At 58.9% G+C, this 13,605-nt stretch carries 12 protein-coding genes; 3 read left to right on the forward strand and 9 right to left on the reverse strand.

The window, feature by feature from the left end:
* Position 1: 1 nt before the first annotated feature.
* Positions 2-946, reverse strand: a complete 945-nt coding sequence (locus C8265_RS11460) for an ABC transporter permease (protein ID WP_108484138.1) — start codon at positions 944-946, stop codon at positions 2-4.
* Positions 947-1,148: 202 nt separating this feature from the next.
* Here C8265_RS11460 and C8265_RS11465 point away from each other — a divergent pair, with 202 nt between their 5' ends.
* Complete coding sequence (locus C8265_RS11465; protein WP_164512316.1) at positions 1,149-1,886, forward strand: GntR family transcriptional regulator; 738 nt, start codon at positions 1,149-1,151, stop codon at positions 1,884-1,886.
* A gap of 51 nt (positions 1,887-1,937) precedes the next feature.
* Here the strand turns inward: C8265_RS11465 and C8265_RS11470 are convergent, their stop codons facing one another.
* The 7 genes from C8265_RS11470 to C8265_RS11500 form a co-directional block, all read right to left on the reverse strand.
* Positions 1,938-2,891, reverse strand: coding sequence for a branched-chain amino acid ABC transporter permease (locus tag C8265_RS11470; protein ID WP_108484140.1), 954 nt, complete (start codon positions 2,889-2,891; stop codon positions 1,938-1,940).
* Complete coding sequence (locus tag C8265_RS11475; RefSeq protein ID WP_108484190.1) at positions 2,891-3,778, reverse strand: branched-chain amino acid ABC transporter permease; 888 nt, start codon at positions 3,776-3,778, stop codon at positions 2,891-2,893. The genes C8265_RS11470 and C8265_RS11475 overlap by 1 nt, the downstream gene beginning before the upstream one ends.
* Before the next feature lie 102 nt (positions 3,779-3,880).
* Positions 3,881-5,089 (reverse strand): ABC transporter substrate-binding protein, encoded by a 1,209-nt coding sequence (locus C8265_RS11480; RefSeq protein ID WP_108484141.1) that lies wholly within the window; start codon positions 5,087-5,089, stop codon positions 3,881-3,883.
* A gap of 71 nt (positions 5,090-5,160) precedes the next feature.
* The gene (locus C8265_RS11485) at positions 5,161-5,865 is read right to left on the reverse strand and encodes an ABC transporter ATP-binding protein (RefSeq protein WP_108484142.1); all 705 of its coding nucleotides are present in this window, start codon (positions 5,863-5,865) and stop codon (positions 5,161-5,163) included.
* Positions 5,858-6,607, reverse strand: a complete 750-nt coding sequence (locus C8265_RS11490) for an ABC transporter ATP-binding protein (RefSeq protein ID WP_108484143.1) — start codon at positions 6,605-6,607, stop codon at positions 5,858-5,860. Before C8265_RS11490 ends, C8265_RS11485 begins: the two co-directional genes overlap by 8 nt.
* Positions 6,608-6,779: 172 nt before the next feature.
* Entirely contained in the window at positions 6,780-8,078 is a 1,299-nt protein-coding gene (locus C8265_RS11495) for a surface lipoprotein assembly modifier (RefSeq protein ID WP_108484144.1), read from the reverse strand.
* Positions 8,079-8,156: 78 nt separating this feature from the next.
* Entirely contained in the window at positions 8,157-8,843 is a 687-nt protein-coding gene (locus C8265_RS11500) for a hypothetical protein (protein WP_108484145.1), read from the reverse strand.
* Between the two features lie 260 nt (positions 8,844-9,103).
* Here C8265_RS11500 and C8265_RS11510 point away from each other — a divergent pair, with 260 nt between their 5' ends.
* On the forward strand, positions 9,104-11,323 hold the full coding sequence (locus C8265_RS11510; RefSeq protein WP_206050330.1) for a sensor histidine kinase: 2,220 nt from the start codon (positions 9,104-9,106) through the stop codon (positions 11,321-11,323).
* A complete protein-coding gene (locus C8265_RS11515; RefSeq protein WP_108484147.1) occupies positions 11,320-11,967 on the forward strand; it encodes a LuxR C-terminal-related transcriptional regulator in 648 nt (215 codons plus the stop codon). Before C8265_RS11510 ends, C8265_RS11515 begins: the two co-directional genes overlap by 4 nt.
* Before the next feature lie 82 nt (positions 11,968-12,049).
* On the opposite strand, the gene C8265_RS11520 is transcribed toward C8265_RS11515, so the two are convergent.
* Complete coding sequence (locus C8265_RS11520; protein WP_108484148.1) at positions 12,050-13,474, reverse strand: mannose-1-phosphate guanylyltransferase/mannose-6-phosphate isomerase; 1,425 nt, start codon at positions 13,472-13,474, stop codon at positions 12,050-12,052.
* Positions 13,475-13,605: the final 131 nt, after the last annotated feature.

Genomic DNA, 13,605 nt, shown 5'->3' on the forward strand with positions numbered 1-13,605 from the left:
TTTACCCTTTCTCGGCCAGGCGCGGATCAAGGTAAGCGATGGCCGCATCGGCAATGAAATTCGCCACGACATACAGCGCCGTCGTCACCACCACCGACCCCAACAGCACCGGGAAATTGCGGCTGATCACCGCGTCATAGGCCATGGAGCCAAGGCCAGGGCGTGAAAACACCACCTCGACCAACACCGCACCCGACAACAGATTGCCCATGCCCACGCCCAAAACCGAAATGACCGGCACCACCGCAATCGGCAAAACAAACCGCAGCGCGATCCGCAGATCGCTGACCCCGAAAGAGCGATAAGTGCGCACATGGGGCTGGGCCAAGGTTTCCAGCATCGCAACCCGGACAAGGCGCGCAATGTATCCCACCCATGCCACGCCAATGGCAAAGGCCGGTAGCACAAGATGATGCGCCTGATCGCCGTAATTGCCCGGTTCGCCCGCACCGATGGCCGGAAACCAGCTCAGTTGAACGGCGAAAAGGATCAGCGCGTAAATTGCTGTCAGGAACGCGGGCAAGGCAACAACGCTGGTCGAAATGATCCCGATCACCCAATCGGTCCAGGTGTTGGGCCGCATGGCCGCCCAGATCCCCAAGGGCACCCCGATCACAGCCGCCCAAAGCACCCCGACCACGGCCAACAGAATCGTTTTGGGCAGGGCCGCAAACACAAGATCGGCGACTGGACGTTGGCTCAGGATATCGGTGCCGAAATCGCCGTGCATGAGATTCCACAGAAACGTCAGCGCCTGCACCGGCAATGGGTCGTCCAGCCCCATCTGTTCGCGAAAGAACGCCTTTTGCGCCTCGCTGGCGCGGGGGCCCAAGGCAATCGTCGCCGGATCGCCGGGCACTGCGTAAATCAACAAAAACAGCAGCAACATGGCAACCACAAGAACGGCCAACCCCAGGATTACGCGTCTTAAAAGATAGTTTGCCATGGTTTCCGTTTTATAGCGTCGTGACCCCTGCGCCGCCGACAGATGCGGCAAATGCGTTGACGCAGGATTGATCCTTGAAAGTATGCTTGGTAATATATCACAGTATATATTGCAACCCGATGGCCGAGACAGACTCTGATTGTCATGCAAACCGCCTGTGTTCTGATTGCCCCGTGAAAGGTGCCCGATGACTGAAAATCTGATGACTGCGCGCGTTTTTCCATGGCGCGAAGGCGTCGCGCAGGGCCCGCAAAAGCCACTGACGCTGACCGATCGGGCCTATGCGATGATCCGCGATCAGATCGTCAGCCGCACCCTGGAACCCGGCGCCGCGTTTACCGAGGCCGACCTTGCCGGCATCCTGGGGATGAGCAAGACACCGGTGCGCGAGGCGCTGTTGCGGCTTCAGGTTGAGGGATTTGTGCGCGCGATTCCACGTCGGGGCCATGTGGTGGCCCCGATCCAGATTTCAGAGATTCGCGATATTTTCGCGTTTCGCAGCCTGATTGAGGGCGAGGCCGCCGCGCTGGCGGCGCGCGATGCCAAACCGGACTTTATCGATGAAATGTCCGATCTGATCGCGGCAGATCAAAGCGGTGATGGCGCCAACCCTGATCCGGCCCGCATTGCCAACATGATCCTTGTGAACAACGCGTTTCACGAAACTGTGGCGCTGGCGGCGGGAAACCGGCGCCTGCACCGCACCGCGGTTCAGCTTATCCGCGAGTTTGAGCGGTTTTATTATCTCGAAGCGCGCCTGCCAGAGTTTTACGACGCCGATTTTGTCGGCCATCAGGCGGTTCTGGATGCCATTCGCGGTGGCGATCCCGAAGTCGCGCGCGGCGTCATGGATGCGCATATCGAAAGTTCGCGGCGGGTGCTGCTGAAGGCAATTACCGAGGGCACATTGTCGGCGCCGACCCGCGCGATATGGATCTGACCGGGGTCGGCGCGAAACTGTATTGAATATGCAGACAAAACCGGCCCCCTGTCAAAGGGGGTGGCGCAGCCAACCGGCAATAACCCCCACGATACCCTTGCGGAACAACAGCACGCCAAGCACGAAAATCACACCCTGAATGATCGTGACCCAAGCGCCGAACGTCGCCAGATAGTTCTGCAAACTCACGATAACCGCCGCCCCGACAAGCGGGCCAAACACGGTGCCCATGCCGCCAAGAAGCGTCATCAGAACCACCTCGCCCGACATCGACCAATGCACATCGGTTAACGAGGCCAATTGAAACACCTGGCTTTTGGTTGCCCCGGCCAGCCCGGCAAATCCGGCGGACAGGGTAAAGACCAACAGCTTGTAGCGGTTCACGCGATATCCCAGTGAAACCGCCCGCGGTTCATTCTCGCGGATGGCCTTCAATACCTGACCAAAGGGTGAATGCACGATGCGATACAGCGCCAGAATGCCACCAAAGGTCACCGCCAACACAAAGAAATACAGCGCGATATTGTCTTCAAGTGAGACAAGCCCAAACAGATCGCCGCGCGGCACGCCCTGAATCCCGTCTTCCCCGCCGGTAAATTCGGCCTGCAGCGCAAAGAAATAAACCATCTGCGCAAAGGCAAGGGTGACCATGGCGAAATAGATCCCCTGGCGTTTGATCGCCAGCGAGCCGATCAGAAACCCAAGGACAGCCGCGGCGGCGGTGCCTGTCAAAATCGCCAACTCCGGCGTCAGGCCCCAAACCTTGGCGGCATGGGCGGCAACATAGCTGGCTCCGCCAAAATACGCCGCATGCCCGAACGAAAGCAGCCCGCCAAACCCCAGCAACAAATTGAAGGCGGCGGCGAACAGCGCAAAGCACATCACCTTCATTGCGAACACCGGGTAAACCATGAACGGAAGAACCATCAGGAACACCAGCAAAACGCCAAAGATCGCCTTGTGCATCATCGGCATGCCCACGGCACTTTTTTCGTGCGTCGCCATCAGTTTGCCCTCCCGAACAGACCCTCGGGTTTGATCATCAGCACGATTGCCATGATCACAAAAATCACCACCGATGAAGCCTCGGGGTAAAAGACGCGGGTCAAACCCTCAATCAGGCCCAGACCATACCCGGTGATGATCGCCCCCAGGATCGACCCCATGCCGCCAATCACCACCACGGCAAACACCACGATGATAAGATCTGCCCCCATGTTCGGATTTACCGAATAAATCGGCGCGGCCAGCACACCGGCAAACCCGGCCAGTGCCACACCAAACCCATAGGTCAGCGTGATCATCCGCGGCACATTGATGCCAAAGGCCCCCACCAACACCGGATTTTCGGTGGCCGCCCGCAAATAGGCGCCAAGGCGGGTGCGTTCGATCATGAACCAGGTTCCAAAACACACGATCACCGATGCAACAACTACCCAGGCGCGATAGTTCGGCAGGAACATGAAACCCAGGTTCCGCCCCCCCGACAGTGCGTCGGGAATATTATAGGGCTGCCCCGAAATGCCGTAATAGTTGCGAAACAAACCCTGCATGATCAGCGCGACGCCAAAGGTCAGCAGCAGACCGTAAAGGTGATCCAGATGATACAGTCGCGAAAGCGCGAATCGTTCAAGAACGATACCGACCGCCCCCACGATCAGCGGCGCCAGGATCAGCGCGGGCCAGTATCCGATGCCAAGATACGACAACAGCATCCAGGCAACGAAAGCGCCCATCATGTATTGCGCGCCATGGCTGAAATTGATGATGTTGAGCAATCCAAAGATCACCGCAAGCCCCAGCGACAGGACCGCATAGAACGACCCGTTGATCAGGCCCAGCAAAAGCTGACCCATTAAAACCTGGGGCGAAATGTTCAGAAGTTCGAACATGGACATTCCTGTGTGGTTTGGGGCCGGTCCGCAGATGGCCTGTCGCAAAGGGAGGGAAAGGCGCGGCAATCACTGCTGCCGCGCCCCGTCATGCAAATACGATCAGCCTTTGTCGGCGGTGAAATTGCACTCATCGATCATGGGCAGGAACGCGTCATCGCCTGACACGGTTGCCTTCATGTTGTACACATCCCATTCGCCTTCGGATTGATCGGGCGATTTGACTTCGTACAGGTACATGTCGTGAATAACGCGGCCATCGGCGCGCACATAACCTTTGCCAAACAGCGGATCGTCAAATTCGGTCGCTTTCATGGCTGCGGCAACGGTCGGGCCTTCGGTGGTGCCGGTTTCGGCAACCGCGCGCAGGTAATGGGACACGGATGAATAGACGCCGGCATGCACCATGGTGGGTTTTGCGCCGTGCATTTCTTCGAAACGGGCCGACCATTCGCGTGTCTTGTCGTCATGATCCCAATAAAACGCCGAGGTCAGTTGCAGACCCTGCGCCGTTTCCACACCCAGCGCGTGCACATCGGTGATAAAGAACAACAGCGCGGCCAAGGATTGCCCGGCCTGGGTGATGCCAAATTCGCTGGCTTGTTTGATCGCGTTGACTGTGTCGCCGCCGGCATTGGCCAGCCCGATCACATCCGCGCCCGATCCCTGCGCTTGAAGCAGGAACGACGAGAAATCGGTCGCCGGGAATGGATGGCGCACGGTGCCGACAACTTCGCCGCCCGAATCCTTGACCACGGCGGCGGTGTTTTCCTCAAGCGAGTGGCCAAAGGCGTAATCGGCAGTGAGGAAGAACCACTTTTCGCCGCCATCCTTGGTGATCGCGCTGCCGGTGCCGTTGGCCAGGGCGGCGGTGTCATATGTCCAGTGAATGGTGGTTGGCTGGCACTGGCCACGGGTCAGTTCGGTTGATCCGGCCCCGGAATCCAGAAGAACGCCACCCATGTTCGCGGTCAATTCGGCCACGGCCAAGGCGACCGAGGATGTGGGCACGTCAACAATGGCATTCACGCCGTCGACTTCGTACCACTGACGGGCGATGTTTGACCCGATGTCGGGCTTGTTCTGGTGATCGGCAGAAATGATTTCAACCTTCAGACCGTTTTCTGCGGCCTTGAAATCCTCAACGGCCATGCGCGCCGCGATAACCGAACCTTCGCCCGACAAATCGGCGTAAACGCCCGACCGGTCATTCAGAACGCCCAGTTTCACATCGATCATGTCCTGTGCCATCACCGGCACGGCGGACAGCATGGTCAGCGCGGTTGCGCCCATTGCGAGTTTACGAATCATATCCAGTTTTCCTCCTGTTGAACGCCCGAAGGCGCGATTGATCTTACGCGTTCTTTCGACGCGCCTTATCGTCAGACGCCCAGATAGGCGTGCAGTTTGTCCATGTTGGCGTCCAGTTCGGCATTGGGGATCATGTCGGCCACCCTGCCCTGTTCCACCACATAATGCCGGTCGGCCACGGATGCGGCGAACCGAAAGTTCTGTTCGACCAGTAAAATTGTGAAGCCTTCTTTTTTGAGCGCCTCAATCGTGCGGCCAATCTGTTGCACGATCACCGGCGCCAGGCCTTCGGTGGGTTCGTCCAACAGCAATGTCTTGGCACCGGTGCGCAGAATCCGCGCAATCGCCAGCATTTGCTGTTCGCCACCCGACAGCTTTGTGCCCGGACTGCGACGCCGCTCTGCCAGATTCGGGAACAGATCGTAAATCCGCTCAACGCTCAGCCCGCCTTCGGCCACCTTGGGGGGCAGCATCATGTTTTCTTCAACATTGAGCGACGCAAAGATGCCGCGCTCTTCGGGGCATATCGCAAGACCGGTGCGCGCAATGTGGCGCGGCTCCATCTTGATGGTTTCAACGCCCTTGAATTTCACCGAACCGGTGCGCTTTGACAAAATGCCCATGATCGCAAGCAGGGTCGATGTCTTGCCCGCCCCGTTGCGCCCCAAAAGCGTGACAACCTCGCCGGGGTTCACGAAAAATTCCATGCCGTGCAACACATGGCTTTCGCCATACCAGCCGTTCAGCCCGTCAATCTGCAGGATCGGTTCAGTCATGGCCCGCTCCGATATAGGCGTCGATCACTTCGGGCGATTTCGACACGGTTTCATAATCGCCCTCGGCCAGAATCGCGCCGCGCGCCAGAACGGTAATCTTGTCTGACAGATCGGCCACGACCGAAAGATTGTGTTCAACCATCAAGACAGTGCGCCCCTTGGCGATCCGCCGGATCAGCGCGCTGATCAGCTCTACATCCGCCTGCGCCATGCCGGCCATCGGTTCATCCAGCAACAACATGTCAGGTTCCAGCGCCAGCGTGGTGGCAATTTCCAACGCGCGCTTGCGCCCATAGGAAAGTTCAGCCGCCCGCGTGTCGCAAAAATCGCTCAGGCCCACCTGATCGACATAGCCGCGTGCGTCATCATCCAGCCGCGAAAGAACCCCTTGCGAGCGCCAGAAATCATAGCTTTCACCGCGCTTGCGCTGCAACGCGATGCGCACGTTTTCCAAGACGGTAAGATCGGGAAACACCGCAGAAATCTGAAACGAGCGCACCAGACCAAGGCGCGCGATGTCGGCTGGCGCCATTTTGGTGATATCGCGCCCGCGATATTTGATCGTGCCGCGCGTGGGCTGCAAAAATTTGGTCAACAGGTTGAAACACGTCGTCTTGCCCGCCCCGTTCGGGCCGATCAGTGCATGTATCGTGCCCTCTTCGACCGACAGATTCACGTTATCAACGGCCACAAAGCCGAGAAATTCTTTCGTCAGTCCTGTCGCCTCTAGAACGATCGCCATAGATTTCGATTCTGCCTGTTTTCCCATGGATGCCTTTAAATCCGGCACCTTGTCGTACAGGGTTCACCTAAAGTTGATCGTATTGCAAGGATCAATTCAGTTTCCCTTGCGTCTGCGAACCCAAAACATCGGTGCCGCGAAATTCCTAGGCTTTTGTCCGGTCATTGCGCAGCTAAAAAGACCGGGTAATCCCGATGTTCGTCGACACATTGCGGTAACTGTTGAGAATGATCGTCGAACTTTGCCGCTCAATCCCGATTTTCAGCACGGGCGCGAAACCGCGAAAATTCCAGTTCTGGTTGGTAAGTTGCACCGTGGCCGAGGTTTTCCGATCAGACCGTTGCAGACCGAACAACGGATCGATCCCATCGTAATCATTCAGATCATAGGATAAATCCAGCCCCATGCGCAGCCCCCCCGCAAAGGTATAATCACCCCCAACGGAAATCCCTTTGCCAACCCCGGCAGCGGGCGTGTAACCGCTGGAACGGCTCTCGATCCGTGCGCCAGCGCGCAATCGCATCTGCCCCGTGGCGGCATAGGCAAGCTGTACATTTGCCGCCGTGCGCCGCACGTCATAATTGGCTTGGGTATAGGAAATCCACTCGTGTTGGGCCGCGAATTTGATCTGTGTCCGACTGCCAAGTGTGCGCCCATAACCAAAGCCAACACCGCTTGACCGGCTATAGGACGAACCGGCAAGCCAGCGCTCGGTGGCGAATGCCTCGGCCGTGAGTTGTTTTCCCGGTGCGCCGAAATGCAACAGCGCGGCATTGGCCCGCACGATGACATCATCTGGCGCACGTCCGTCAAAAAGGCGCGCCTGAACATCGGCACCGAACCGGGCGCGCGTGCGTTCGCCAATGATCGGCAGGGCGGCAAAGCCAAATCCCAGTTCCACACCGTTTGCGGCCTGCGCGCGGGCACCGGGGCTGAGATTGAAATCAAGCCCGCCAAAGTTCACGGTTTCCGCCTGAGTTCGGCGGGCGGCATTGCTTTCGGGAACCAGCGCAAAGCGAAGGTAGCCTTGCCAGTTTTTCGGTTTTTCCAGGCGGTTTATCTGTGATTGCACCCGCGCGCGCACCGCCGGGGGAAGGTTTGTACCCAACACCTGTTCCAGGTGATAGCGCGCGCGTGTGTCCTGGCGCGCCGCCATCAGCGCGCTGGCCAGTTCCAGCCTGAAAACCGGGCTGGCGGGCACTTTGGCAACCAGTTTTGACAGCGGCCCAACTGCGGCCTTGGCGCGCCCGGCACGGGCATTGGCCACCCCCAACAACCACAGACGGCGCAGCTCTTCCGTCTCGTTTTTCGGCGCAAAGGATTCGAGTGCCGGAATAACCGTGGTGAACTGGCCATTCTTCACGGCCTGTTCTGCTGTATCCAGATCAAAGGCGAAACTGGCCTGTTGCGAACCCAGACCCGACAGGATCAGGAATACCAAAGCAAAAAGAGTTCGCGAAATCAGCGCCATAGCATTTCCTTTGTGGCAAAGGTCGACGCGGCCGGCAGGGGGAACCCGCCGACCGCCACCGCACCGCAAACGGGCGGATTATTGCGTTGCGTAAAACGTGCCACCGATACCGGCGTCAAAGATCTGTGGGCTTGGGTTGTTCACATCATTGATGCCGCCACTCACGGCACCAACCATTGCGTTGCCGCCCGGCCCATGGAAATTTCCGCCAAATTGCAGGGTGACATCGCCCTTGTTTTCCTCGTGCTCCACCTGTCCGGTCATGTGGAACATGAATATACCGGTATCCATTTCGGGAACCGTATAGCCCGCAACATCCGTCGCCGGGGTATGGACCCGGTTGATCGACGATGGCAGTGAATTATCAACCGTCAATTCGCCCGCGATGGCGACTGAATTGGTTGTGCCTGCCTCGGTGGCGACGATGTTACTTGCCGTGCCCGAGAACGGATTGGCGGCTTGCCCCTCTGTCCATGCGACATCGATATCCAGATCGCCGATGATTTCGGCCATCTGCGGATCGATATCCGTTCCGAACACCTCGGCAGTTCCGTCATTCACGCCGACCTTGAACTGTCCTTTGTAATTGGCTTCCAGTCTGGTTGGCATGTCGGTGGTTGCCAAGCGCGCGGTTGCCGCATCAAACGCCTGTTCGTAGCCGGCCGAACCGCCGCCACCGCCACCACCGCCGCCCGCGCCACCACCGCCGCCACCCGACAAACAGCCCGAAAGCGCCGTCATCATGCCGACAGACACGGCCGTCATCAATAAATTACCTTGGATTTTCATTCTCGCCTCACACTAATTCAATCCCGTATGAGGATTTATCTTCAACGCGGTGCACGGTGTCTCCCCCCTGTTCAGGGGGGGTGGCAGAATATGATTTTCAGCATAGACATATCCTGTGACAGGTTGAAACTGTGGAATAACACGCCAGGGGCGCGCCGGATGCATCTGCGCGGCCAGCCCCGGCAGACTGCGGAGGCTGAAGATGTCGATGCCGATCTGGCCACCAGGAGGGGGCATTGCGTAGATATTTCGCACCCGGTTCCTATTTCGCAGTGGTGGTCATATCCAGCCTGCTGTTGGTGCTGTGGCTGATCTGGCTCGCGACCGAGCAACCCTGGCTTGGCCTGAAGCTTGGGGTTGGGGCGGACGGGGATGTGGTGATTGAGCAAGTCTCGCACGCTGCGGATGTGCCACAGGATATCACAGGTGCACGGTTGGTCAGTCTGGCCCGATCCGTAAATGCCGGATCTGAACCCGGCACCCGAGTGATCCTTGAGCCGCGCGATTTGATCGAAGAGCCAGACAGCATTGGATCAGCCGAGGAATTGCAGCGGTTTTTTGCGCGCCAGGATCAGTTGGTCGAAATGTTAAGGGGCGGCCCCGTAGAATTGGAGATTGAACGCGATGGCGGGCGCGCGCAGGTCACCGTGGGCCCGGCCCCCACGCGCATGATCGCCGAGATACCGGTGCAATTTTGGCTGCAGGTTTTTGTCGCGCTGAGCGGGCTTGTCATCGGTGCCTGGGTGGTGTGTTTGCGCCCGCGCGACGCGGCGGCGTGGATGTTCCTGATCGCCGGGCTTGGGCTGGCCATGTCGTCGGGTGCGGCGGCGCTTTACAGCACACGCGAACTTGCTCTGAGTGGGCCGATCTTTACCACCGCAAGCCGGATCAACAGCTCTGGCGCGCTGATCTTCGGGATCGGCATGGTGTCGCTGTTCCTGATCTATCCGCGCCAGATCGTGCCGCGCGCGGCATTGTGGATTGCGCCGCTGGGGATTGGCGGCATCTTGGCCTTCGTCCAACTTGCCGATTGGCCACGCCATCTTGGGCTGGTGCCAAATGCGATCGCGGCTGTGATGGCGGTTTTGTTGGTCGCGATCATCGCACAGGTGGTTGTGAACCGGCATGATCCACGGGCACGCGCGATGCTGGGCTGGCTTGGCCTGTCCATCGCGGTCGGCGCGGGCGGTTTTGTTCTGACGTCTGTCGTTCCGACGCTTCTGGGATATTCGGCGATCATCGAACAAAGCACGGCGTTCCTGTTTTTTCTGCTGATCCATGTCGGTGTGGCGATGGGGGTGCTGCGCTATCGGTTGTTTGATCTTGCAACCTGGTCGTTCGGGATTGTGTTCTATGGCTTGGGCGTGGCGCTTTTGCTGGTTTTGGATGCGGCACTGATCTATGGCCTGTCGCTTGATCGCGCGCCGGCCTTGGGGGTCGCATTGGCGATGGTTGGCGTGGTTTATTTGCCCCTGCGCGAGGCTGCGGCACGTCTGTTGCGCCACAATCGCAGGCTTCCTGCCGAAGTCTTGTATGAACGCATCACCGAAATCGCGCAGGCGATGCCGCCGACACGGCAACAGGCCCTGTTACAGGCGTTCTGGACCGATTTGTTCAAACCACTGAAAATAACCGCACTCAAGGGTGATGATCCTGTGCAGACCACCCTTGTCGGCGATGGCGCGTCCCTGATCCTTGCGCCGATTGCGGGGCTGACCGCGCTGCGGCTGGAGTGGGCTTATCAAGGGTCGCGGTTGTTTTCATCGGCGGATTTGATCCGCGCCAAAACGCTGAATTCAATGATCGCGCGAAGCCTGCAACAACACCGGGACTATGCCGAAGCCATTGCCGATGAGCGGCTTCGGATCAACCGTGACATGCACGACAATATCGGCGTCCTGCTGCTCAGCGCGCTGCATGCCTCAACCTCTGATCGCAAGGATCTATTGATCCGCCAGACGCTTGCCGATCTGCGCGAAATCATTTCGAACCCCGATCAGACCGGCCTGCCCCTGCCGCAATTGATCGCCGACATGCGCGCCGAAATTATCGGCCATCTGGAAGCGGCAGAGATTGATGCCCATTGGCATGATCACGCATTGCCCGATTTGTTTCTGACGCCACAGATCATGCACACATTGCGGTGTTTCCTGCGCGAAGCCACAAGCAACATCGTGCGCCATTCCGGCGCAAGCACGGTGCATATCAACGTGTCGGCATCCGCAGACGGCATCGCGGTATCGCTGTGCGACGATGGCCGGGGATTTGAGGCGGCAAACGTGCAATCGGGCAACGGGTTCAAAAACCTCGCGGCGCGGGTCGCACAACTGCATGGCACATTCGATCTGCAAAGCACGCCTGAGGGCACGCGCATTTCCGCCAGCCTGCCATTGGAGCACCCGATGCAAGACGCCACACCAAACGAAAATATTTACGATACGAGGGCTGCGGAATGAAACAGGTCTTGATTGTCGAGGATATTGCCGAGGCGCGCCGCTGGCTGGAGCAAGTCGTGCTCGATACATTTCCGGGCGCCAGGGTTTCACTGGCCGACTCCGTGCGCGCAGCATCGGCGTTTCGTGGGCAACCCTTTGATCTGGCATTGATTGATCTGGGGCTGCCTGATGGCTCAGGTCTGGATGTTTTGCGTATGATCAACAGCGCAAGCCCCGATGCCATCAAGGTTGTGACGACGGTAATGGCCGATGACGCCACAATCGTCGCGGCGCTTTCCGCCGGGGCCGATGGTTATCTTCTCAAGGAAAGCACACCGGCGGTGCTTGCGCGCCAGCTTGCACAATTGTCGATCGGCATCCCGGCCATCGCCCCGTCGATTGCGCGCCGGATCATGGCGCATTTTCGCCTCACCGGCCCGATGGCCAGCGCCGAGGCGCAACTGACCGAACGCGAAACCCAGGTGCTGGGCCTGATTGCGCGCGGGCTGCGCAATTCCGAAGTCGCGAAAGAAATGGGAATCGCGGATACGACCGTGGCGGGCTACATAAAGGTGATCTATCGCAAGCTGGGCATCGGATCACGGGCCGAAGCGGCCTGGCACGCCAACCGCCTTGGCCTGCGGATGGGCCGCGACGATCAATGAAACTGGCGCCAAACTGTTGCCTTGGGCGGTAGGCAGTTGCCCCGGATGATCCACACTGCCCATCCGGGGCCGTCCATCGCGCCTAGTCTCTGGCGTAGAGATCCTCATACCTGACGATATCATCCTCGCCCAGATAGACCCCGGTTTGCACCTCGATCAGCACCATCGCAACCTTGCCGGGGTTTTCCATCCGGTGAACTGCGCCAAGCGGAATATAAACCGATTGATTTTCGGTAAGCAGGCGCACGGTGTCATCCACCGTCACCCGCGCAGTGCCCTCGACCACGATCCAGTGTTCCGAACGGTGATGGTGCGACTGCAGGCTCAGCGACGCGCCGGGGTGTACGTGAATCCGCTTCACCTGAAACCGGCCGCCGACAATCAGGCTTTCGTACCACCCCCAGGGGCGATAATCGCGCGGCAGTTGCACCGCCTGGCTGACGCCTTTCGCCTTCAGGCTGGCCACCGCCTCTTTCACCCGTTGGCTTTGGGATTTATGCGCCACCAGAACCGCATCGGGCATTGCCACGACGGTGATATCCTCAAGCCCGATTCCCACCACCTCAAGCCCCGGAGATTCCGAGCGCAGTAGCGTATCCTGACAATCAATCGCGGTGGCATGATCGGACGTGACATTGCCCGCCGCGTCAGGCCCGCTTTCCATCCAGACCGCATCCCAACCGCCAAGGTCGGACCAGCCCCCGACATAGGGCATCACCGCAAGGTTCGTGGCCTTTTCCATGATCGCATAGTCAATCGAAATATCGGCCACCCTGCCCCAGGGTTCGGGGGCCAAACGGGTAAATCCAAGATCTGACTGAGCAGTTGAAAGAGACTCCTTGACCGGCGCAATCATCTCGGGGGCATGGGCCTGGAATGCCTCAATCGCGGTCTGGGCCGAAAACAGGAAAATGCCGGCATTCCATAGATACCCGCCCGTGGCCAACATGGTTTCAGCAGCGGCCTTTTCGGGCTTTTCCACAAATCGCGCCAGATTTTGCGGCGTATCGGCCCCGGCCTGCGCACCATCCGCCAATTCAAGATATCCATACCCCGTTTCGGGGCGGGTCGGGGCAATGCCGAAGGTTACCAGATCACCCTTACGCGCGCGCGCAACGGCGGCGGCAATGGCGGCGCGAAAGGCCGCCACATCAGAAATCACATGATCCGAAGGCGCCACCAACATCAATGCATCCGGATCAGTCGCCGCCAAATGCAACGCCGCCACCAAAACCGCAGGCCCGGTATTGCGCCCATCGGGTTCGATCAGGATGGCTTGGGGGGCCTGCTGCACCGCCGCCAGCTGTTCGGTGACGATAAACCGAAACGGATCGGCGGTCACGATTACGGGCGCGGCAAATTCCGGACCCGAAAGCCTGCACGCTGACGCCTGAAACAGGCTTTCCTCACCGATCAGTTGGGTAAATTGCTTGGGGTATGATTTCCGCGACAAAGGCCACAGCCGCGTACCCGAACCGCCACACAAAAGAATAGGCGTAATGGTCATTTCAAATGTCTCCGCAGAAAATTGGTTTCGGTATCCGGTTCGCAAGGTTTGCCATTATTCGTCATTACAGAGAAGGGAATATCGACCTGCGCCCCAAAACTCCTCGAAGCCTGTGCCGGAGTCCGCCCAGG

This window comes from Oceaniglobus ichthyenteri, from assembly GCF_003057885.1.
GTDB lineage: Bacteria > Pseudomonadota > Alphaproteobacteria > Rhodobacterales > Rhodobacteraceae > Oceaniglobus > Oceaniglobus ichthyenteri.